Below are 20,254 nucleotides of genomic sequence, written 5' to 3'. Positions count from 1 at the left end.
CTCCACCCGGCCGTGGAAGCGGGTATTCGGACGATCCTTTTTCGGCTGACGGCTAGCCACGCGACTCCCTCGAACAAACGGCTTATATAGGCGCCATGAACAACCTCGCTACCGGTCCGTTGGCCGATCTGATCGCCGATCGCCTTACGCGATCCCTCAACCCGTCGTACCTCGATGTCAGCAACGACAGCGCCCAGCATCGCGGCCATCTGGGCGACGATGGCACCGGCGAATCGCACTTCACCGTGACGATCGAGAGCGCCGACTTCATCGGGCTCAACCGCGTCGCCCGCCAGCGCCTGGTGAACCATGCGCTTGCCGATCTCCTTACCTCCCGCATCCACGCACTGGCGATCAAGGCCCGCGCGCCGGACGAATGAGCGGCACCCGCACGGCGCACCCTGCCGCGCGCATCCTGCTGCTCGACGGCGCCGGCCGCGTGCTGCTCTTCCGGTTCGACCCCGACGATCGCCCGCCCTTTTGGTGCACGCCGGGTGGCGCGCTCGATCCGGGCGAGGACTATGCCAGTGCCGCGCGCCGCGAACTGATGGAGGAAACCGGGATCGACGCCGATCCCGGTCCTGAAATCGCGCGCCGAGTCGTCGAGTTCGTGACCATTGAAGGCGTGCCGGTCTGGGCGGACGAACGCTATTTCCTTGTCCGCACCCGCGCCGACTCGATCGACACCGCCCACCATACCGAGCTGGAGCGCCGCGTGATGCGAAGCTGGCGCTGGTTCACGCCCGCCGAGATCGCCGCGCACCACGAACCGGTATTCCCGGAGGACCTGTCGGCATTGTTGGCCCTGACGGACTAACTCCGACGGGCACCACCCGGAAACCCAGTGTTCGCAAACCCGTCCAGTGCTTTGGCTGGGCAGCGGCGCTCGACGGAGCTATTCGGAAAGCGACCCGCGGGAGAGCAACGATGCGCGACGACCTCATTACCCAGATGATCGAGCCCAGCACGCACGATCTTGGCGGCTTCAAGGTGCACCGCACCCTGCCCTCGCGCCCGCGCACCATGGTCGGGCCGTTCATCTTTTTCGATCAGATGGGTCCCGCCATCCTGGATGTCGGCACCGGCATCGATGTGCGCCCGCACCCGCACATCAACCTCGCCACCGTCACTTATCTGTTCGCCGGCGCGATCGACCATCGCGATTCGCTGGGCACCTTCGCCACAATCGAGCCCGGCGCGGTCAATCTGATGACGGCGGGCCATGGCATCGTCCATTCGGAGCGCTCACCGTCTGCCGAACGCGAGAAGGGGCCGGAACTCTCCGGCATTCAGACCTGGCTGGCGCTGCCCGAAGCCGATGAGGAGCGCGATCCCGCGTTCGAGCACGTCGCCGCCGCCGATCTGCCGATCGTCGAGGCGCCCGGCGTGCGCGCCCGCGTCATCATGGGGGAGTTGTGGGGCGCCGCCGCTCCGACCACCACCTACGCCCAGACCATCTATGCCGATATCGTGCTGGAGGGCGGCGCGGGCATTCCGATCGATGCGGCGGCGGACGAACGCGCGCTTTATGTCGCGATGGGCGATGCCAGCCTGGACGGCATGCCGCTGGTGCCGATGCAGCTCTATATCCTGCGGCCTGACATCCGCGCCACGCTGCGCTCGGAACGGGGTGCACGGGTCATGTTCTGCGGAGGGGAAGCCTTCGCCACCCCGCGCCACGTCTGGTGGAACTTCGTTTCTTCCAGCCGCGACCGGATCAACCAGGCCAAAGAAGATTGGAAGGCCGGCGCCTTCCCCAAGGTACCCAATGACGACAAGGAGTTCATCCCGATTCCTGAGGTGCCGAAAACCGTCAGTTATCCCTAGTTTTGCGGTACTTGCGCGCCGCGTCCATCCAGCGCATCCTCACGCCTAGGGCAGAGGGAGAACGGCGTGACGGAACTGCGAACGACGATGTTGCCGCTGGCGACGGGCGTCACCCTCAACGTCGCGCTGGCCGGCGATCCGGCCAACCCCCCGATCATCCTGCTGCACGGCTTCCCGGAATCGAACCGCACCTGGCGACACCAGATCCCCGCGCTGGCCGAACATCATTTCGTCATTGCGCCGGATCAGCGGGGCTATGCGCGGTCGTCCAAGCCCGAGGGCGTCGAAAGCTACACGGCGGACAAGATCGCCGCCGATCTGTTCGCGCTGACCGATGCGCTGGCGATCGATCGCTTTGCACTGGTGGGGCATGATTGGGGGGGCGCCATCGCCTGGATGGCGGCGCTGCGCGAACCGAAGCGGGTCGCGCGGCTCGTCATAGTCAACGCGCCGCATCCGCAGGTTTTCCAGCGCAAGCTGTTCGACGATCCGGGCCAGCGCCGCGGGAGCCAATATATCCGCTTTTTCCGGGAAACCGATCTGGATCGCGCGCCGGACAAGTCGGCGCTCGAGCAATTTCTGTTATCGCTGTTCGGCGAGCATCTCCAGGTCCGCGTGCCGCCGGAGGAAAAGGCCATCTATCTCGATCAGTGGAGCCAGCCGGGCGCGCTCACCGCGATGCTCAACTGGTACCGCGCGACGCAGATCATCGTGCCCGCGATCGGCGAGGATCCACCCCGCCCCGCCTGGATCGACGGCCCCTTCCCGCTCCAACCCCAGCCGACGCTGGTCCTCTGGGGCATGAAGGATCGCGGCCTCCTGCCCTGCCTGCTCGACGGGCTGGAAACGCTGATCCCGGACTATAGCTTCGTGGCGATCCGCGATGCCGGCCATTTCGTCCCCTGGGAACAGCCAGAGCAAGTGACCGACGCGCTGCTCGACTGGCTCGCGCGGCGCCCCGCCTAAAAAAAGCCCGGCCGAAGCCGGGCACGAGGGGAAAGCAGGGAGGCTGCCGTTCAGAAGCGGAAGCGCACGCCCAGGCTGAAATATCGCCCTTCGTAGCGCACATCGATTGGATAATATTGCGTCTCGTTGAAATAGCGGAAGTTGCTGAACGGCTGCGCCAGAATGTTGTTGACCTCGGCCGTCAGCGTGATGTTCTCGATCGGCGTGTACGATCCTGAGAAATCGAGGCGCGAGATTGGCCGCACGCTCTGCCCCGTATATTGTTCGTCGTTCGAATTGCGGCTGTAGAAGTCGATATAGGAACTGCGATAATTATACGATAGCCGCAGCGACACCTTTTCCCGCTCGTAGAAGCCGCTGATGTTGTACGTCCATTTCGACAAGCCGGTCAGTGGCACCAGTGGCTGGGCGGCGCCCAGCGCGCGGGGCAGCTGGTTCTTCGCATCCACATAGGTGAGGTTCGCCTGCGCGCCGAACCCGCTCAGCCAACCGGGCAGGAAGTCGAAGAAGGTTTGTCCGGAAACCTCGAAGCCCTTGATCTTGCCGCTGCCGGCGTTTTCCGGGCGGCTGATCTGGATCAGGCCATAGGTCGGATCATTCACGTCGCGCGTATAGTTGCTGATGAAGCCGAACAGATCGCGATAGAATACCGCACCGCTGACTGCGCCGTTCCTGCCGAAATAATACTCGATCGTCGCATCATAGTTCTTCGACGTCAGCGGCTGCAGGTCCGGATTGCCGCCCGAGCCGAAAAAGGCATAGCGCGATGCGTTGCCGCCCGAGCTGGTATCGGTGTTGCGATTGAGGCTGAACGCCGGGTTGAGCTGGCCGTAGCTCGGCCGGGTACGTGTCATGGTGAAGCCCAGGCGCGCCTGCAGCCCCTCCGCCAGTTTCGCGCGCAGCCCGAAGCTGGGCAGCACATCGACATAGTTCTGGCGATTGGTGTCGGTTACAGCGGATACTGTCCCGTCGGCAGCCACCACTCGTGACGTACCCGTGTAACGACCATCGGTGTTGACGATGCGCACGCCGAACGATCCGTCGATCGGGATGCCCACGTCGAACGCATAGCTCGCCTGCGCATAGGCGGCATAGCTCGCCTCCCGCGCGTAGAAGCCGCCATAGGGATCCATCGGGATCGCCTTGGTGGAAAACTGCGCGAGCGCGTCCTTATAGCCCTGGTCGTTCGGGTTCGCCGCGACGATCCGCTGCAGTGCTTCATAGGAAAGCTGGCGCAGCGCCTCGGCATTGCTCTGAATGGATTCGTAGGACGGCATCAGCCAGTTCTGAAAGGGCGGACCGTCGCCGCGGAAACCGTCCTGCACCTGCTCCAGCGAACCGGTCGGCAGGCTGGTGAACGGGGTATTCAGCGTCGCGGTATAGGCATAGCGATTGCCCTGACGGCGCTTGGCGTCGCGATCGGTGGCGCGCAGGCCGACCTTGATCTTCGGCAGCCAGGTCAGTTCGGTGTCCAGCGCCACATCGCCGCGCCACTGGATGCCGGCGCCGCTCACATAATATTCCCGCTCGTAATAGCCGCGCCAGACATAATTGGCCGGATTGGTCATGTCGTAATTGCCGAGATCGAACCAGGACGATTTGTCCTTCTCGAAGATCACATTGACCGGCGGTGCCGAGGCAGTCTGCGAATCCAGGCTCCGCTCGTTCGCGCCATATTCAGAGAACGTGTAGGCGAAATCGCTCGAGATCACCGCGCGATCGGTGGTCCAGATGAACCCGGCGGCCGCCTGATAGGTGTTGGTATAATCGCGGGTGGTCGATCGGAACATCTCGGCCGGATAGCCGCCGGTCTTGCTCACGCTGACGAGCTTATTGGGCTCGCCGGGCACGCGTACAATGTTGAACAGGTTCGGCGGAACCTCCACGCCGGCGGCATTCTTCGGCGCAGCGCGCAGCAGCGATACATCGAAACTCTCGGTCGATCCCTGGTTGCGGAACGCCTGCCACAAGCCGTCGGCATAGATTTCGAGATTGTCCGCCGGCTTCCACTGCAGCGAGCCGTTCACCGACGGGCGCTCGCGCAGGCCACGCGGATAATAGAGGCCAACACTGTACGGCAGGCGGAAATCTGCCGCTTCGCCGGCCGGTAGGGTCGCCTTGCTGTTCGCAACCGGATCGACACCGCCGTTCAGATAGCGAATCGCATTGTTGTAGTAGAAGCGGTTGTACGCGACGTTGATCAACGCGCCTACTTCGCCGATCGGCGTGTTCCAGCGATCGCTGATCAGCAGGTTGCCGTTCGGGTTCGTCTTCTTGGCCTGATCGTTATACGAAGCGCGGATCGTGCCGGCGATCTCCAGCCCCTTGAAGTCGAACGGGCGACGCGAGCGCACGTTGACCAGGCCGGCCAGGCCGGGCTCGATCAACTCGGCGGTCGCGGACTTGTACACTTCCAGCGCGGCCAGCGCGCCAGCGGGGAAATCGTGCACCTGCACGGTGCGATTTTCCGCCGTGAAGATTTCACGCCCGTTGAACGAGGTGCCCACATCCGGAAGACCGCGGATCAGGATGCCCGATGCTTCGTCGGCATAGCGGTTGACCTGCACGCCGGGCAGGCGGGCGAGACTTTCCGAAGCGTTATTGTCTGGCAACTTCCCGATATCCTCGGCGACGATCGCGTCGAGAATGGATTCCGAATTGCGCTTCACTTCGCGCGCGGATGCCAGGCTCGCGCGGATCCCGGTGACCAGGATCTCTTCTTGCTGGGCAACCTCTTCGGCGGGCGTCGCGCTGGGGGCGCTTTGGGTTCCGTCACCGGCAGTTGCCGTTGTTTGTGCAGAAACCGGCTGGGCGCTGCCGAGTGCCAGCAACGCGGCACCAATCATCAGATGTGCTTTGTGATTCACCGTATCCTCCCCAGTGTATCGCATGGGCGCCCGGCCTTTTTCGGCCGGTGCGGTGTCGGACGCTGCGGGTGTTCCCCGTAATGTCGCAGCCATTAAGTCTGACAAAATAAAAAAGCTGTCAATAACGGTGACGGAAAAATAAATCAAAAACTTGAAACCGCTTTCAGTTCAGCCGGTTAGCAGCGGGCGCACGCAGCCGCTGGGCGGCAACGCGGCCGCCCCTCTGCCATGCCGGTGCTGTCGTCGAGCTAGTCGCGCATCCGATAGGCGCGGGTTTCGAACGGGGGCGTACACCCCTCCACCCAGGCGCCGTGCGCATGGGTCAGCGCCACCATTTCCATCGGCGTTGTGCCCGGCCAGCCGCGCACGCGCACTTCATGCCGGGCAAGATCGCGATTGGGTTCCATCATCACCCAGCCGATCGGCCGCTCCTGACTCGCGGCGGCGCCCGCCGTCTCCATCGCCGCAGTGATGCGTCGCTGCGTGGGCTCGGGCAGATATTGCCATACCACCGAATGCATCAGCACCCGCGTCACGCCCTCCGGCTGCGGTTCGGCCAGCCGCGCTTCCACCCAATCGGCCGCGTCGCCGCGCGACAGCGCCACCGGCTCCGCCTGCAGCATCGTGATCGTGGCAGCCAGCCGCGCCTGGCGCTCCACCGCATCCACCCAGCAATAGGCTTCCAGCCGCGCCGCATCGCGCGGGTCGGTCAGGTCGAGCGGAGCGATGTCCACCCCGCGCGCGCTCACAATGGTTACCGCCGCATCCGGCGGCGGCGGTCCGCGCCAGTCCGGCCGGATCGTTACCCGCGAGTCCACCGGGCCCGCCGTTACTCCGCCCAGGTCGAATCGATAGCGCCCGATCATCAGGTTCAGGCCCGCGCTCGATCCGATCTCCAGCACCTCGAACCGCGGGCCATAGCGCGCTGCCAAGTGCAGGATGCCGGTCATCAACCCGGCAGATCGGCCCGCCTCGTTGGTCTGCGGTGGCCCGTAAAGCCAAGGCATCAGCGTAAAGTCATAGCCGGAAAGCACCGAATCCAGCGTTGCGCCGATCCGCGCGATGTCGGTCTCCTCGCCGGTAAACACCCGGCGCAATTCGGGGACGCCGCGCCGGTGGAGCGCGTGGAGCCCACCCACCAGCCGCAACACCAACGCATCGGCGACAGGCTCCCCTGGCCAATCGAGCACCCGCCGTCCGGTTTCGCTGCCCCGCGTGATTCCCTGCCCCAGCGCGGTACAGATGCGCGCGGTGATCGGCGCGTCCATCGCCTCGCAATAGCCGGCCTGGATGGCGAAACTCTTGCGGTTCTCGGCTTCGGTTGCCATGGGCTTCTCCCTTTGGCGCGTGTTGCGCCCAGCCAGCGCCCCAAGTAAAGCCCCCGCATCCATGACCGAGCCGTTGATCCTTGCCGTGCCGAAAGGCCGGATTCTCGAAGAGGCGCTGCCGTTGCTGGCGGCCGTCGGCATCGTGCCCGAAGCGGCCTTTTCCGATAAGAACTCGCGCGCGCTGCGCTTTGCGACCAATAACCCTGCGATCGACCTGATCCGGGTGCGCGCCTTTGACGTCGCGACCTTCGTCGCGCACGGCGCCGCGCATCTGGGTATCGTAGGGTCGGATGTGCTGGCCGAATTCCATTATTCGGAGCTCTACGCCCCCGTGGACCTGGGCATCGGCCATTGCCGCATCTCGGTCGCCGAGCCGGTGGCGCTGGCCGAGCAGGACGATCCGCGCGGCTGGAGCCATGTCCGCGTCGCGACCAAATATCCGCACATCACCCGCGCCCATTTCGAGGCGCGCGGCGTGCAGGCCGAGTGCGTGAAGCTCAACGGCGCGATGGAGCTGGCGCCGGTACTGGGTCTCGCCCCGCGCATCGTCGACCTCGTCTCCTCGGGCCGTACGCTGAAGGAAAACGGGCTGGTGGAGGTGGAAGTGATCGCCGAGGTGACCAGCCGCCTGATCGTCAACCGCGCCGCGTTTAAGACGCGCGCGAGCGAAGTCGTGCCGTTGGTCGACGGCTTCCGAAAGGCCGTGGCATGATTCGCTTGAATTCCACCGAAGCCGGCTTTGCGGAGGCGTTCACTGCGCTGGTCAACGCCCGCCGCGAGGCCGACGACGATGTCGCGCGCAACGTCACGCACATCATCAAGCGCGTCCGCGACGAAGGCGATGTCGCGCTGCGCGACCTGACCCGACTGTTCGACAAGCACGACCTCGATCGCTCGGGCTGGACGATCGACCGTGCCGACTGCCTCGCCGCCTATGAAGGGCTCACCCCCGAGCTGCGCGCTGCGCTGGAACTCGCCGCCGAGCGGATCGCGGTCTATCACGCCAAGCAGCGCCCCGAGGATCGCGACGAGACCGACGCGCAGGGCATACGCCTCGGCGCGCGCTGGACCCCGGTCGATGCGGCGGGCGTCTATGTGCCCGGCGGCCGCGCGGCTTATCCGAGCTCGGTGCTGATGAACGCCATTCCCGCCAAGGCGGCGGGCGTGCGTCGCCTCGTGATGGTCACGCCGACGCCCAATGGCGAAGTGAACCCGCTGGTCCTCGCCGCCGCCCACGTCGCCGGCGTCGACGAACTGTACCGCGTCGGCGGCGCGCAGGCGATCGCAGCGCTAGCCTATGGCACGGACACGATCGCGCCGGTCGACGTCGTCACCGGCCCGGGCAACGCCTGGGTGGCCGAGGCCAAGCGCCAGCTCTACGGTGTAGTCGGCATCGACATGGTGGCGGGTCCGTCCGAGATCGTAGTGGTGGCGGACGGGAAGAACGATCCGGAGTGGATCGCGGCCGACCTGCTCAGCCAGGCCGAGCACGATCCCACCAGCCAGTCGATCCTGTTCACCGACGATGCCGCTTTCGCCGACAAGGTCGCCGCGGCCGTCGATGCGCAGATTGCCACGCTCGCCACCGGCACTACCGCCCGAACCAGCTGGGACGCCAACGGCGCGATCATCCTCGTGCCCGACCTGCCCACGGCGATGCCGCTGGTCGATCGCCTCGCCCCCGAGCATCTCGAGCTCGCCTGCGACGATGCCGAGCCGCTGTTCGACCTGGTGCGCCATGCCGGCTCGGTTTTCCTTGGGCGCTACACACCCGAAGCCGTTGGCGATTATGTTGCCGGCCCCAACCATGTACTGCCCACCGGGCGCCGCGCGCGCTTCGCATCGGGCCTTTCGGTGCTCGATTTCATGAAGCGAACCTCTTTCCTGAGCCTGGATGCGTCCGGGCTCGCCGCGATCGGCCCGGCCGCCGTCGCGCTGGCGGAGGCCGAAGGCCTGCCCGCGCACGCAAAGTCGGTGGCGATCCGTTTGAAGTGAACCAGATTATGGCAAGTCCCCAAGCAAGAACCCGTTCCAAGGCCCGCGCCGCCGCGCGCCTCGCTGCCGTCCAGGCGCTCTACCAGCGCGAGATGGAGGGCACCTCCATCCCCGCGCTGCTCCACGAATTCCATCAGCACCGGCTCGGTGCGATCATCGAGGACGTTGAGTACGCCGATGCCGACATCGCGTTCTTCGACGACATCGTCAGCGGCGCCGATGCTCGCCGCGAAGAGATTGACGGCATCATCGCCGCCAAGCTGAGCACCGGCTGGACGCTGGAGCGGCTCGACAAGCCGATGCGCCAAATCCTGCGCGCCGGCACCTATGAGCTGCTCGCCCGCAAGGACGTGCCGACCGCGGCGGTGATCAGCGAATATCTCGACGTGACGGATGCCTTCTACGATCGTCGTGAAAAGGGGTTCGTGAACGGCATCCTCGACGCGATCGCCAAGGACACGCGCGGTTGATGCGCGCCCCTGCCCCGTGCCGGGCGGGATGAACGAAGCGGCGTTCCTCGCCTATCTGCGCCACCTGCCGCTCCATGCCGGGGCGCGCGGGCTGCGCGACGATGCGGCCGTGCTCGGCGATCTCGTCCTTACCCATGACGTACTGGTGGAGGGCGTCCACTATCTGCCGGACGATCCGGCGGAGGACGTCGCCTGGAAGCTGGTGGCGGTGAACCTGTCCGATCTCGCCGCCAAGGGCGCGGTGCCGGAAGGCGTGCTGCTCGGCTATCCGCTCGCGGGTGACGACGCGTGGGATTCGTCGTTTCTGGCAGGACTGGACGCGGCGTTGGCGGCCTTCGCCTGCCCGCTGATCGGCGGCGATACGGTGAAGGCGCCTGCAGGCGTTCCGCGCACGCTCTCGCTGACGGCGCTGGGGCGCTCGGCGCATGCCCCCGCCCGCAGCGGCGCGCAGGCGGGCGATCTGCTCTATGTGACCGGTACGATCGGCGATGGCGGCGCGGGGCTGGCGGTCGCGCTGTCGGGCGAAGGACCGGCGACGCTGCTCGACCGTTATCGTCGCCCGACCCCACGGCTGGCCGAGGGGCAGGCGCTCGCCTCCGGCGTCCATGCGATGATGGATGTGTCCGACGGCCTGCTGATCGACGCGGCCCGCATGGCCGAGGCCAGCGGGCTGGCGGTGACGCTCGACCTCGCCGCCGTGCCGCTTTCGGCGGACTACCAGGCCGTCCGCGGCGGAGATCGCGAAGCGCGGCTCGCCGCTGCGACCGCGGGCGACGATTACGAGCTGCTGTTCGCGGCGCCGCCGGGACCGCTGCCAGTGGCGGCGACGTGCTTAGGTGCGTTCAGCGAGGGGGCAGGCCTGACGCTCCACGATGGCGGCACGCCGCTCCTGCTTCCCGAGCGCCTGGGCTTCGAGCACGGAGCTTAAACGAAGTGTATCCTCCCCCGCCAGGGGGAGGATACGGCTTTTCCTCAGTCGAACAGCCCGTCCTGCGATCCTGCGGGCGGGTTGAGCCCGAGATGCTTCCAGCCCGGCCCGTTCAGGCACCGCCCGCGTGCCGTCCGCGCGATCAGGCCGAGCTGGATCAGGTAGGGCTCGATCACTTCCTCGACGGTATCGCGCGGCTCGCTGAGCCCCGCGGCCAGCGTCTCCACGCCCACCGGACCGCCGCGATAGACATCGGCGATCATCATCAGATAGCGCCGATCCATCGCATCCAGCCCCAGCGCGTCTACCTCCAGCCGGGTGAGCGCTGCATCCGCCACTTTGGCATGCACCACCGGCTCGCCCAGCACATTGGCGAAATCGCGCACCCGGCGCAGCAGCCGCCCGGCAATCCGCGGTGTCCCTCGCGAGCGCCGCGCCACTTCCCGCGCCCCGTCCGGCGCGATGCCCAGGCCCAGCAGTCCCGCCGCGCGCGTCACCACCCGCTCCAGCTCGTCCACCGTATAGAATTGCAGCCGCACCGGAATGCCGAAGCGATCGCGCAGCGGCGTCGTCAGCAGTCCCTGCCGCGTCGTCGCCCCCACCAGCGTGAAGCGCGGCAGTTCGATCCGCACGCTGCGGGCGGAAGGACCCTCGCCGATCATCAGATCGAGCGCGCGGTCTTCCATCGCCGGATACAGCACCTCCTCCACCGCCGGATTGAGGCGGTGGATCTCATCGATGAACAGCACGTCGCCGTCTTCGAGATTGGTGAGCAGTGCCGCCAGATCGCCCGACTTGACGATCACTGGGCCGGAAGTGGAGCGGAACCCGACACCCATCTCGCGCGCGATGATCTGGGCAAGCGTCGTCTTTCCCAGCCCCGGCGGGCCGAAGAACAGCACATGGTCCAGTGCGTCGCCGCGCGCCCGGGCGGCATCGATGAACACTCGGAGATTCTCGCGCGCGGCCTTCTGGCCGACGAACTCGTCAAGCGACTTCGGGCGCAACGCCGCGTCGACATCCTCGCTGCGGCGGCCGGCGGTGAGAAGGCGATCGGTGTCTGTCATGCGCTCCAGATGGTTTCATAGCCTTGGGGGCCGAGTTGGTCGATGCTGTCGAAGCGCGCGCGCAAATAGGCGAGCACCGGCTCCGGCACCGGCCCCTGCCGTAGCACCGATACCTTGTGTGGCGTATCGAGATAGGCCCGCGCGATCATTTCGCCGCCAAAGTCGTAGACGAGATAGTTGTAATCCTGCTCCACCTGCCCGGCATCGTCGGTGATCACGTCGCGCAGATGGACGATCGCCGGCGTCGTCATGCCTGCCACCGTCGTATCCAGCGCAGGAACGCATCGGTGCTGTCGCGGTCGCCCATATCGGCGATCCGGCCCAGCATGTCGGCGGCCCGGGGCGGCACCGCTACGCCGAACGCCGCTTCCACCCAGGCCCGGAGCGCGGCAGCGCGATCCCAGGGCGGGCCATCCAGATACTCGTTTTCGGCGTCGAGCTCGCGCGGTGTCTGGTCATATTGTTCGGGCCAGCACAATTCCTCATAGCCGATCGCCAGCAGCCGCAGGAAATCGACCGGATCGCTGGCCAGCACTCCCAGCATCGTCGATCCCGAACCGGATCCCAGATGCACGATGTGCTGGGCGCCGGCATCGTCGCGCCACAGCGCGGCATAGGAACCATCGCCGCCGGTACGGAAAAAGGCTGCCAGCCGGTCGCGCTCGGCCTGCGGCGCCGCCGACAGCCAGGCCTCGGCATACCCCGGATCGATTGGCGCGGCATACATGCACCCCGCCTCGCTTGCGGTATCGATCTGCGCATATTCCCCGCCCGAGCGGAAGGCGCGCACCAGCCCGTTCGCCTCCTGCCAGGCGAAGAAGCGAGCCAGCGGTGCAGGCACCGTCACCCCGGGGGGCATGGATTCGATCATGCGCGCTGCAAAGCCAGACCCAATCGCGTTCATCGCATTGCCTTTCGCCGGTCGCGTGCTGCCGCTCCGGGCTGGCAAAGCCGACCACCGCGGCGCATCACCGCACCATGGTCGACCTCTACCTCGCTACGCCCGTTTCCGCTGCCCTGCGCGCGGAGCTTGCCGACCGCTTCACCGTGCACGAAGGCGATCCTCCGCCCGGCACCCGCGCGATTGTCGGTGGCGGCCAGATGCGGCTGGGGGGCACGTTGCTCGCCCAGCTGCCGGCGCTGGAAATCGTCGCGATCCACGGCGTCGGCCATGATGGGCTCGATCTCGCAGCCCTCCGGGCGCGCGGCATCCGCGTCACCACCACGCCCGACGTGTTGACCGAAGACGTCGCGGATCTGGCGATCGGGCTGATGCTCGCCGTCCAGCGCCGCATTGCCGCCAACGATGCGCTGGTGCGCGGCGGCGGCTGGAAGGCGCAGCTCGGCAGGCGCGCCAGCGGCCGCCGCATCGGCATCTTCGGCCTGGGCAAGATCGGCACCGCCATCGCCGAACGCGCCGCTCCCTTCGCGGCCGAACTCCTCTACACCGCCCGCAGCGAAAAGCCGGTGCCGTGGCGCTACCTGCCCGACATCGCAGTGCTGGCGAACGCGAGCGACGTGCTGATCCTCGCCGCGCCGGGAGGGGCGGAGACCGACAGGATCGTCGACGCGACCACCCTGTCCGCGCTCGGTGCACAGGGCGTGCTGATCAACATCGCACGCGGCAGCCTGGTCGACGAACCGGCGCTGATCGCCGCGTTGCAGGCGGGCACCATTGCTGGCGCTGCGCTGGATGTGTTCGCCCGGGAGCCGCAGGTGCCCGAAGCGCTGCGCGCGCTGGACCAGGTCGTCCTTGCCCCGCATCAGGGCAGCGCCACGCAGGAAGGTCGCGCGGCCATGGCCGCGCTGGTCCTCGCCAATCTCGACGCCCATTTCGCCGGCCAGAATCTGCCCACGCCGCTCTTGTGAGAAAGCTTCTCCCCGGCACGGGGAGGGGGACCAGTTGCGCAGCAAATGGTAGAGGGGCCGCCGCGCCAGCCGCGGCAGGTCCATGCATTCGGTTATACCCCGCCTTCGGCGCGGTCCCTCCCCCACGCGACGATTCCGCGCGGCATCCCTCCCCGACACGGGGAGGAATTGCAGCGGACAGTTCACTTCGCCGCCTTGCGCAGCGCCAGCCGCACCAGCGCGTCCAGGGTCGCGGCCGGGCCCAACTCGTCGCTGGCGGCGTTCACCGCCGCGCTTGCCTCGCCCGGCTTGAAGCCCAGGTTGAGCATCGCCGACACCGCATCCGCTGCTGCACCGCCGCTGGGCGCCGCCGTCGCGCCGGTGCCGCCCAGCGCCAGCCCACCGGCCTTGTCCTTCAATTCGTTGACGATGCGCTGGGCCAGCTTTGGTCCCACGCCGTTCGCCCGAGCGATCGTTGCCGCATCGGCGCGGGCAACGGCGGTGCGCAATTCGGCAGGTGCCAAAATCGACAGGATCGCCAGCGCCACCTTGGCGCCAACCCCCTGCACGCTGGTCAGCAGCTTGAACCAGTCGCGCTCATCGGCGGTGGCGAACCCCATCAGCCGGATCGAATCTTCGCTCACCAGCATCTCGGTGTGGATCGTCACCTGTTCGCCCACCGCGCCCAGCTTGTCGAGCGTCTTGGCCGAGGCCCCGACCAGATAGCCGACGCCGTTCACGTCGATCACCGCATGGTCGGCGCCGCTCGCCGCCAGCGTGCCGCGAAGATGCGCGATCATCGGGCGCGCCTCGATATGGCGGCGGGGCGGGCGGGCAGGAGCACGTCGGTCACACCGGTACATAAACAGAACAATTGCTTTCGGAAAAGCAGAAATCGCATGCGGCTCTGGTAAATGCCGACGCCGTCTCCCAATTCGGCGGCGAAACGAAGGGGGACCGAATGATCCACGCCCTGTTGCTGTTGTGGCTGGCACTGCTGGTTTCGGGTGATACGCGAGCCGGGCGGATGCTGCGCCACGCGCTGGTCGTCGGTCCCGCGCGGTGGCTGTCCCGCTGGACGCGCGGGGATCTGCTGTTGCTGCTCCTCGGCGCTCTTTTCGCCGCGACCGTCCTCTGGGTAATGGAGGAAGAGGGCGGCGTGCTGCTCGCCATGATCGGACCGGAACTGATCGGCTGGATGGCCATGTTCGATATCGGCGCGTTGCTCGATGCCGCGCTGGTCACCGTCACCATGGCCTCGGTCGTCCGCCTGCGCGATTTCCGCCGGGCGATCCTGCGCCGGCTTCCCCGTCCCCGCGCCCCCCGCTCGCGTCGCGCCGTTCGTCCGCGTTCGGTCGATCCCGAAGACGGGCCGTTTACCTTCCCCAAAATCCATTGGCCATCGCCGGCATGGGCAGGCTAACCCCGCGCCATGGTTAAGCTCAACAAGATCTACACCCGCACCGGCGATGCCGGCACCACCGGTCTGGCAGACGGCTCGCGCGTCTCCAAAGCGTCCGCCCGGCTGGAGGCGATCGGCGATGTCGACGAAGCGAACAGCGCGATCGGCGTCGCGCGCACGCTGCTCGCCGGCGATCCTCTCGATCCCGTGCTCGCCCGCATCCAGAACGATCTGTTCGACCTCGGCGCCGATCTCGCCACGCCGGGCGATCGCGAAGGGGCGCTGCGCATCACCGCCGATCAGATCCGCTGGCTTGAAGAGTCGATCGATGCCGCCAACGAAGCGCTTGCCCCGCTGAACAGTTTCGTCCTGCCCGGCGGCAGCCCCGCCGCTGCCGCGATCCACCTAGCCCGCGCGATCACCCGTCGTGCCGAACGCGCCGCGGTCGCCGCCAACGATCAGGGCACACTCAGCAACAACGCACTTGTCTATCTCAATAGACTTTCAGATTTTTTGTTCGTGGCCGCACGCGTCATGAACCAAAACGGACGCGACGACGTTCTGTGGGTGCCCGGGGGGCCTCGTAACCAATAGCGGGCGTCGATCGCATCCGACCGTGTGGGTTGCCGTGCCGGCCAGCTTGCGGTAGGAGAACGAAGTGAGAACAAGTCCAGCCAATGTCGCGGCGCACGAAGCGCTCGCCCGCCGCTTTTCGGCGGTACGGGCGCTCAGCGCGGCCTTGGCGGCGCCGCTCTCCGATGCCGATGCGACGATCCAGTCGATGGACGATGCGTCGCCCGCGAAATGGCACCTCGCGCATACGACTTGGTTCTTCGAAACCTTCGTGCTGCGCGATGGCGTGCCCGGCTATCGCCTGTTCGACGAACGCTGGCCGTTCCTGTTCAACAGCTATTACGAGGCCGAGGGAGAGCGCCATGCGCGGCCTCGGCGCGGCATGCTATCGCGCCCGACGTTGGACGAGGTGCTTGCCTATCGCGCGGCGGTGGACGCGGCGATCGATGACGCTATTCCAACGCTTTCTCCGGATGCGCTGGCACTGATCGCACTGGGCTGCCAGCATGAGCAGCAGCATCAGGAACTGCTGCTCACCGACATCCTTCATCATTTCTCGGTCAACCCGCTCGAACCTGCGCTCTGGCCCGGCGCGGCCAAGGTGCCGGTCGCGATGCCCGGGCCGATCGGCTGGATCGCGGGCTCCGAAGCACTTGTTACGATCGGTGCCGGTGCGCCGCCTCCGGGAAGTTCGGACGGTTTCGCCTTCGATTGCGAAGGCCCGCGCCACCAGGCGCTGCTCACGCCGCACGCGCTGGCCGATCGCACCGTCACCAACGGCGAATGGGCCGCCTTCATTGCCGATGGCGGTTATGCCGATCCGCGCCACTGGCTGTCGGACGGCTGGGCCTGGGTGCAGGCCAACAGCATCGAAGCACCCCTCTACTGGCGGCAGATCGACGGAGTCTGGACCCGCTTCGGCCTTGATGGCCGCCGCCCGATCGATCCCGCCGCGCCGGTCACCCATGTCAGCTTCTTTGAGGCGGACGCTTATGCCAGCTGGGTCGGTGCGCGCCTGCCGACCGAATTCGAGTGGGAAGCCGCAGCGGCGGGTGCCGATCCGCTGTCGGGCAACCAGCTCGATGCCGCCGGCCCCGTCGAGCCGCGCCCGTCTGCGCTCGGCCCCGCCTGGTTCGGCGATGTCTGGGAATGGACCGGCAGCGCCTATCGCCCCTATCCAGGCTTTCGCGCCGCCGAAGGTGCCGTCGGCGAATATAACGGCAAGTTCATGAGCGGACAGTTCGTGTTGCGCGGCGGCAGCTGCGCCACCCCGCGCGGCCATGTCCGCGCCAGCTACCGCAACTTCTTCTACCCCCATCAGCGCTGGCAATTCACCGGCGTGCGTCTGGCGAAGGACCTCTGATGCTCAAGCAGGAACTCGAAGACGGTCAGGCGAGCCTTGCCGATCCCCATTTCCGTGCCGACGTACTGACCGGGCTCGCCGCCAGCCCGCGCGCGATTCCCGCCCGGTGGTTCTACGATCGGCGCGGTTCGGAGCTGTTCGAACAGATCACCGAACTCCCGGAATATTACCCCACGCGCACCGAAACGACGCTGCTCGAATCGATCGCGGGGGACCTGGCCGATCTCGCGGCCCCCAATGCGGCGGTGGTGGAGTTCGGCTCGGGCTCGTCGGTGAAGACGCCGCGATTGCTGCGCGCCATCGATCCGGCGGCCTATGTGCCGATCGACATCTCCGGCGAATTCCTGCGCCATTCCGCCGCACAGCTGTCCCAGGCCTTTCCGGGCCTGCCGGTCTATCCGGTCGAGGCGGATTTCCTCCGCCCCGTGCCGCTGCCGGAGCAGGTGGCGAAGATGCCGAAGCTCGGCTTCTTCCCCGGCTCGACGATCGGCAACATGAACGCCTGGCACGCGGTCGACCTGCTACGCGCGATGCGCGAGTGGCTGGGCGAAGGCGCACGGCTGCTGATCGGCATGGACCGGGTGAAATCGCCCGACATCCTCGTCCCTGCCTATGACGATGCGGCGGGCGTGACCGCCGCGTTCAATCTCAATCTGCTGACCCGGATCAACCGCGAGCTGGACGGCACGCTCCCAGTCGACGCCTTCCGCCACCGCGCGATCTGGAACGCCGATTTCGCGCGCATCGAAATGCATCTTGAAGCACAGCGCGATATCGACTTCACCGTCGACGGCCGCCCGTTCAGCATGGTAGCCGGCGAGACGATCCACACCGAGAACAGCCACAAATACGGCCCCAACGGCGCCCGCCAGCTGCTCCGTTCAGGCGGGTGGACCCCGATCGAGCAATGGACCGACGACAAGGACTGGTTCGCGCTGATCCTCTGCGAAGCCCAGCCGCTGCGCCGGGCGCCGTAACAGGCCGTTGACCGGGCGCGCGCCAGGCCGCAAGGGTCTGGCTATGCGCTTCTTTTCGGATAATGCCGCCGCCGTCTGCCCGCCCGTACTCCAGGCGCTGCTCGAGGCGAACAGGCTCGACACCGCCTATGACGGCGATGCGTGGTCGCAGCGGCTCGACGGCGCGTTCTCCGATCTGTTCGGCACCCAGGTCCGCGCGCTGTGGGTGCCCACCGGCACGGCGGCCAACTGCCTCGCACTGACCGCTCTCTGCCCGCCGCATGGCGGCATCGTCTGCCACCGCGATGCGCACATCAATTGCGACGAGGGCGGCGCCCCCGAATTCTACACGCACGGCGCCAAGCTGCTGACCGCCACCGGCCCCGGCGCCAAGCTGACGCCCGAGGCCATCCATGCGGTGGTCGATCCGATCCGCAACGACGTGCACCAGGTGCAGCCGCACGCGATCTCGATCACCAACGCCACCGAGTACGGCCTGGTCTACACGCCCGACGAGGTAGCCGCGATCGGCGATCTGGCGCGGGCCAGGAAGCTTGGCTTGCACATGGACGGCGCGCGCTTCGCCAACGCGGTCGCGCATCTCGGCTGCCATCCCGGCGACGTCACCTGGCGCGCCGGCGTCGACGCGCTGAGCTTCGGCTTCGTCAAGAACGGGGGTATGAGCGCCGAGGCGCTGGTGTTCTTCCGCCCCGAGCTGGCCGACGTGACGCTCTACCGCCGCAAGCGTGCCGGGCTGCTCTTCTCCAAGGGCCGCTACCTTGCCGCGCAGCTGCTGGCGATGCTGGAGAACGACCTGTGGCGCGCCAATGCCCGCGCCGCCAATGCCGGGGCACGCCTGCTGGCCGAGGCGGCGGGCGACCGGCTGGTGCACCCGGTGCAGGCCAACGAGGTATTCCTGAAAGCGAACCCGGCGGAAGCCGAAGCCTTGCGCGCGCTCGGCTTCGATTTCTACGATTGGGCCGAGGGCGAGGTCCGCCTCGTTACCAGTTGGGACCAGGCGGAGGACGCCATCCGGCCGCTCGCCGAGGCGATCGCCGCGCTGTGATCGGCGCCGACACCCCACGTTCCGCCCGGCTGACGGTCCTGATCCCGTTCCTGCTGGTCACCCTGATCTGGGGCTCGACCTGGCTCGTCATCAAGGATCAGCTGGCGGTGGTGCCGCCCAGCTGGTCGGTTAGCTATCGCTTCCTCGTCGCCGGTGCCGCGACGCTGGTCTGGGCCGCGATGCGCCGTGATCGGCTGTGGCTCGATGCGCGCGGGCTCACCTTCGCAGCATGCCTGGGGCTTGCTCAGTTCGTGCTCAACTTCAACTTCGTCTATCGCGCCGAAGCACACGTCACCTCGGGCGTGGTGGCGGTGGTCTATGCGTTGCTGCTGGTGCCGAACGCGATCCTCGCCCGCCTCTTCCTCGGCCAGAAGATGGGGCGGCAGCTGCTGTTCGGCTCGGCCGTGGCGATGGCGGGCGTTGCGCTGCTCTTCGTCCATGAAGCCCGCCTCAATCCGGTTGGGCCGCACGAAGCGCTGATCGGCATCGGCATCGCGCTTGCCGGCGTGCTCTCCGCCTCCGTCGCCAACGTGATGCAAGCGACCGGCACCGCGAAGGCCTATCCGATGGCGACCACGCTCGGCTGGGCGATGCTGATCGGCGCCGCTATCGATGCGGGTTTCGCACTCGCAACGGTCGGTCCGCCGGTGATCGAGACGCGGCCGGCCTATTTGCTCGGCATCCTCTATCTCGGCGTGATCGGCTCCTCGCTCACCTTCACCATCTATTTCCAGCTGATCCGCACCATCGGCCCGGCCAAGGCAGCCTATACCAGCGTGCTGATCCCGGTGATCGCGATGCTGCTGTCAACGCTGTTCGAAGGCTATCGCTGGTCGCTGCTGGCGCTGGGCGGCGGCGTGCTGGTGCTCGCCGGGCTGGTACTGGCCCTGAGGGCGCGCAGACCTAACCGGTAGTCGGGGTAGCGCGGCCGCCAGCCGAGCAGCCGCTTCGCCCGGCCGTTCGCCACCCGCCGGTTTTCGGCATAGAAGGCGCGCGAGGCGGCACTTAGTTCCACCCCGTCCGGTGGCAGTTCCGGCCCCGGATCGATCCCCAGCAGTTCGGCGGCATAGGCAAGCACATGGCTCTGCGGCGCAGGGTGATCGTCGGCAAGGTTGTAGAGGCCCGGCGGCCCATCGAACGCCGCCATCACCCCTGCAACCAAATCGTCGACATGCACCCGGCTGAATACCTGGCCTGGAAAGTTCACCCGCACCGCACCCGCCGCCATCCGCTCCAGTGCGGATCGTTCGGGCCCATAGATGCCGGGCAATCGGAACACACAGGCGCGCGGCAGCGCTGCCCAGGCCTGGTCCGCATCCATCCGCGTGCCGCGCCGCCCGCGCAAGGGCGCGCTCTCGTCCACCCAGCCCCCGCCGGTGTCGCCATAGACGCCGGTCGAGGAAAGATAGCCGAGCCAGGCCCCGCTCGCCGCCAGATCGCGGCCATAGGCCGCCAGCACCGGATCGCCCTCGCCTGGCGGGATGCTCGAGAGGATGTGAGTTGCCGTGGCGATCCGTGCGCGGGTGCTTTCCCGATCCCCGAAGGTAGCGCGGGTCACGGCCGTTGCGTCGCCGCCGGCTGCCGCAACCGCAGCCATC

The 20,254-nt window shown here is 67.1% G+C and carries 22 protein-coding genes; 15 read left to right on the top strand and 7 right to left on the bottom strand.

Annotated features, from left to right (window positions below; translation table 11 throughout):
- Positions 1–95: 95 nt before the first annotated feature.
- The 4 genes from B215_RS0116495 to B215_RS0116480 all read left to right on the top strand — a co-directional run bounded on the left by B215_RS0116495 (position 96) and on the right by B215_RS0116480 (position 2,793).
- On the top strand, positions 96–380 hold the full coding sequence (locus tag B215_RS0116495) for a BolA family protein (RefSeq protein WP_019370750.1): 285 nt from the start codon (positions 96–98) through the stop codon (positions 378–380).
- Positions 377–817, top strand: coding sequence for an NUDIX hydrolase (locus tag B215_RS0116490; RefSeq protein WP_019370749.1), 441 nt, complete (start codon positions 377–379; stop codon positions 815–817). The genes B215_RS0116495 and B215_RS0116490 overlap by 4 nt, the downstream gene beginning before the upstream one ends.
- Positions 818–927: 110 nt before the next feature.
- Positions 928–1,827, top strand: a complete 900-nt coding sequence (locus B215_RS0116485) for a pirin family protein (protein WP_019370748.1) — start codon at positions 928–930, stop codon at positions 1,825–1,827.
- A gap of 66 nt (positions 1,828–1,893) precedes the next feature.
- Positions 1,894–2,793, top strand: a complete 900-nt coding sequence (locus B215_RS0116480) for an alpha/beta fold hydrolase (RefSeq protein ID WP_019370747.1) — start codon at positions 1,894–1,896, stop codon at positions 2,791–2,793.
- A 50-nt stretch (positions 2,794–2,843) separates the two neighbouring features.
- Here B215_RS0116480 and B215_RS0116475 read toward each other — a convergent pair whose 3' ends face one another.
- Positions 2,844–5,660 carry a TonB-dependent receptor gene (locus tag B215_RS0116475; protein ID WP_026009345.1) on the bottom strand — a complete coding sequence of 939 codons (2,817 nt, stop codon included), beginning with the start codon at positions 5,658–5,660 and terminating at the stop codon, positions 2,844–2,846.
- A 248-nt stretch (positions 5,661–5,908) separates the two neighbouring features.
- A complete protein-coding gene (locus B215_RS0116470; protein ID WP_019370745.1) occupies positions 5,909–6,988 on the bottom strand; it encodes a DUF2332 domain-containing protein in 1,080 nt (359 codons plus the stop codon).
- 61 nt (positions 6,989–7,049) lie between these two features.
- Between B215_RS0116470 and hisG the strand changes: the two genes are divergently transcribed.
- From hisG to thiL, 4 genes are read left to right on the top strand one after another with little or no spacing between them, the layout of a single operon-like run.
- Positions 7,050–7,700, top strand: coding sequence for an ATP phosphoribosyltransferase (gene hisG, locus B215_RS0116465; RefSeq protein ID WP_019370744.1), 651 nt, complete (start codon positions 7,050–7,052; stop codon positions 7,698–7,700).
- On the top strand, positions 7,697–8,983 hold the full coding sequence (hisD, locus tag B215_RS0116460; RefSeq protein ID WP_019370743.1) for a histidinol dehydrogenase: 1,287 nt from the start codon (positions 7,697–7,699) through the stop codon (positions 8,981–8,983). The genes hisG and hisD overlap by 4 nt, the downstream gene beginning before the upstream one ends.
- 8 nt (positions 8,984–8,991) lie before the next feature.
- Positions 8,992–9,453 (top strand): transcription antitermination factor NusB, encoded by a 462-nt coding sequence (nusB, locus tag B215_RS0116455; protein ID WP_019370742.1) that lies wholly within the window; start codon positions 8,992–8,994, stop codon positions 9,451–9,453.
- A 28-nt stretch (positions 9,454–9,481) separates the two neighbouring features.
- Complete coding sequence (gene thiL / locus B215_RS0116450; protein WP_019370741.1) at positions 9,482–10,381, top strand: thiamine-phosphate kinase; 900 nt, start codon at positions 9,482–9,484, stop codon at positions 10,379–10,381.
- Positions 10,382–10,425: 44 nt separating this feature from the next.
- On the opposite strand, the gene ruvB is transcribed toward thiL, so the two are convergent.
- Genes ruvB through B215_RS20330 form a run of 3 tightly spaced genes read right to left on the bottom strand, consistent with a single transcriptional unit; the run spans position 10,426 to position 12,319 of the window.
- Entirely contained in the window at positions 10,426–11,448 is a 1,023-nt protein-coding gene (ruvB, locus tag B215_RS0116445; protein ID WP_019370740.1) for a Holliday junction branch migration DNA helicase RuvB, read from the bottom strand.
- The gene (locus B215_RS0116440; protein ID WP_019370739.1) at positions 11,445–11,699 is read right to left on the bottom strand and encodes a hypothetical protein; all 255 of its coding nucleotides are present in this window, start codon (positions 11,697–11,699) and stop codon (positions 11,445–11,447) included. The genes ruvB and B215_RS0116440 overlap by 4 nt, the downstream gene beginning before the upstream one ends.
- Positions 11,696–12,319: a hypothetical protein gene (locus B215_RS20330; RefSeq protein ID WP_019370738.1), complete on the bottom strand. Its 624-nt coding sequence runs from the start codon at positions 12,317–12,319 to the stop codon at positions 11,696–11,698. Before B215_RS20330 ends, B215_RS0116440 begins: the two co-directional genes overlap by 4 nt.
- 107 nt (positions 12,320–12,426) lie before the next feature.
- Here B215_RS20330 and B215_RS20325 point away from each other — a divergent pair, with 107 nt between their 5' ends.
- On the top strand, positions 12,427–13,317 hold the full coding sequence (locus B215_RS20325; RefSeq protein WP_019370737.1) for a 2-hydroxyacid dehydrogenase: 891 nt from the start codon (positions 12,427–12,429) through the stop codon (positions 13,315–13,317).
- A 182-nt stretch (positions 13,318–13,499) separates the two neighbouring features.
- On the opposite strand, the gene ruvA is transcribed toward B215_RS20325, so the two are convergent.
- Positions 13,500–14,096: a Holliday junction branch migration protein RuvA gene (gene ruvA, locus B215_RS0116420; protein ID WP_019370736.1), complete on the bottom strand. Its 597-nt coding sequence runs from the start codon at positions 14,094–14,096 to the stop codon at positions 13,500–13,502.
- A gap of 161 nt (positions 14,097–14,257) precedes the next feature.
- On the opposite strand from ruvA, the gene B215_RS0116415 reads away from it, so the two are divergent.
- The 6 genes from B215_RS0116415 to B215_RS0116390 all read left to right on the top strand — a co-directional run bounded on the left by B215_RS0116415 (position 14,258) and on the right by B215_RS0116390 (position 19,570).
- The gene (locus B215_RS0116415; protein ID WP_152997693.1) at positions 14,258–14,719 is read left to right on the top strand and encodes a hypothetical protein; all 462 of its coding nucleotides are present in this window, start codon (positions 14,258–14,260) and stop codon (positions 14,717–14,719) included.
- 9 nt (positions 14,720–14,728) lie between these two features.
- Positions 14,729–15,292 (top strand): cob(I)yrinic acid a,c-diamide adenosyltransferase, encoded by a 564-nt coding sequence (locus B215_RS0116410; protein WP_019370734.1) that lies wholly within the window; start codon positions 14,729–14,731, stop codon positions 15,290–15,292.
- 64 nt (positions 15,293–15,356) lie between these two features.
- Positions 15,357–16,634 carry an ergothioneine biosynthesis protein EgtB gene (egtB, locus tag B215_RS0116405; RefSeq protein ID WP_050990207.1) on the top strand — a complete coding sequence of 426 codons (1,278 nt, stop codon included), beginning with the start codon at positions 15,357–15,359 and terminating at the stop codon, positions 16,632–16,634.
- A complete protein-coding gene (gene egtD / locus B215_RS0116400; protein ID WP_019370732.1) occupies positions 16,634–17,611 on the top strand; it encodes an L-histidine N(alpha)-methyltransferase in 978 nt (325 codons plus the stop codon). Before egtB ends, egtD begins: the two co-directional genes overlap by 1 nt.
- Before the next feature lie 43 nt (positions 17,612–17,654).
- Positions 17,655–18,656: a threonine aldolase family protein gene (locus tag B215_RS0116395; protein WP_019370731.1), complete on the top strand. Its 1,002-nt coding sequence runs from the start codon at positions 17,655–17,657 to the stop codon at positions 18,654–18,656.
- Complete coding sequence (locus B215_RS0116390) at positions 18,653–19,570, top strand: DMT family transporter (RefSeq protein ID WP_019370730.1); 918 nt, start codon at positions 18,653–18,655, stop codon at positions 19,568–19,570. The genes B215_RS0116395 and B215_RS0116390 overlap by 4 nt, the downstream gene beginning before the upstream one ends.
- Here B215_RS0116390 and B215_RS0116385 read toward each other — a convergent pair.
- Positions 19,480–20,253: an epimerase gene (locus B215_RS0116385; protein WP_050990209.1), complete on the bottom strand. Its 774-nt coding sequence runs from the start codon at positions 20,251–20,253 to the stop codon at positions 19,480–19,482. The two genes, B215_RS0116390 and B215_RS0116385, sit on opposite strands and share 91 nt — an antisense overlap.
- Position 20,254 lies beyond the last annotated feature (1 nt).

It is taken from the genome of Sphingomonas sp. ATCC 31555, assembly GCF_000282895.1.
In the GTDB taxonomy this organism is placed as follows: domain Bacteria; phylum Pseudomonadota; class Alphaproteobacteria; order Sphingomonadales; family Sphingomonadaceae; genus Sphingomonas.
This window is presented reverse-complemented; position numbering and strand designations above follow the sequence as displayed.

What these genes read in the sequence shown, in the direction of transcription:
- B215_RS0116495 (WP_019370750.1), top strand. Translation starts at nt 96, where the DNA reads ATGAACAACCTCGCTACCGGTCCGTTGGCCGATCTGATCGCCGATCGC.
- B215_RS0116490 (WP_019370749.1), top strand. Translation starts at nt 377, where the DNA reads ATGAGCGGCACCCGCACGGCGCACCCTGCCGCGCGCATCCTGCTGCTC.
- B215_RS0116485 (WP_019370748.1), top strand. Translation starts at nt 928, where the DNA reads ATGCGCGACGACCTCATTACCCAGATGATCGAGCCCAGCACGCACGAT.
- B215_RS0116470 (WP_019370745.1), bottom strand. Translation starts at nt 6,988, where the DNA reads ATGGCAACCGAAGCCGAGAACCGCAAGAGTTTCGCCATCCAGGCCGGC.
- hisG (WP_019370744.1), top strand. Translation starts at nt 7,050, where the DNA reads ATGACCGAGCCGTTGATCCTTGCCGTGCCGAAAGGCCGGATTCTCGAA.
- hisD (WP_019370743.1), top strand. Translation starts at nt 7,697, where the DNA reads ATGATTCGCTTGAATTCCACCGAAGCCGGCTTTGCGGAGGCGTTCACT.
- nusB (WP_019370742.1), top strand. Translation starts at nt 8,992, where the DNA reads ATGGCAAGTCCCCAAGCAAGAACCCGTTCCAAGGCCCGCGCCGCCGCG.
- thiL (WP_019370741.1), top strand. Translation starts at nt 9,482, where the DNA reads ATGAACGAAGCGGCGTTCCTCGCCTATCTGCGCCACCTGCCGCTCCAT.
- ruvB (WP_019370740.1), bottom strand. Translation starts at nt 11,448, where the DNA reads ATGACAGACACCGATCGCCTTCTCACCGCCGGCCGCCGCAGCGAGGAT.
- B215_RS0116440 (WP_019370739.1), bottom strand. Translation starts at nt 11,699, where the DNA reads ATGACGACGCCGGCGATCGTCCATCTGCGCGACGTGATCACCGACGAT.
- B215_RS20330 (WP_019370738.1), bottom strand. Translation starts at nt 12,319, where the DNA reads ATGATCGAATCCATGCCCCCCGGGGTGACGGTGCCTGCACCGCTGGCT.
- B215_RS20325 (WP_019370737.1), top strand. Translation starts at nt 12,427, where the DNA reads ATGGTCGACCTCTACCTCGCTACGCCCGTTTCCGCTGCCCTGCGCGCG.
- ruvA (WP_019370736.1), bottom strand. Translation starts at nt 14,096, where the DNA reads ATGATCGCGCATCTTCGCGGCACGCTGGCGGCGAGCGGCGCCGACCAT.
- B215_RS0116415 (WP_152997693.1), top strand. Translation starts at nt 14,258, where the DNA reads ATGATCCACGCCCTGTTGCTGTTGTGGCTGGCACTGCTGGTTTCGGGT.
- B215_RS0116410 (WP_019370734.1), top strand. Translation starts at nt 14,729, where the DNA reads ATGGTTAAGCTCAACAAGATCTACACCCGCACCGGCGATGCCGGCACC.
- egtD (WP_019370732.1), top strand. Translation starts at nt 16,634, where the DNA reads ATGCTCAAGCAGGAACTCGAAGACGGTCAGGCGAGCCTTGCCGATCCC.
- B215_RS0116395 (WP_019370731.1), top strand. Translation starts at nt 17,655, where the DNA reads ATGCGCTTCTTTTCGGATAATGCCGCCGCCGTCTGCCCGCCCGTACTC.
- B215_RS0116385 (WP_050990209.1), bottom strand. Translation starts at nt 20,253, where the DNA reads ATGGCTGCGGTTGCGGCAGCCGGCGGCGACGCAACGGCCGTGACCCGC.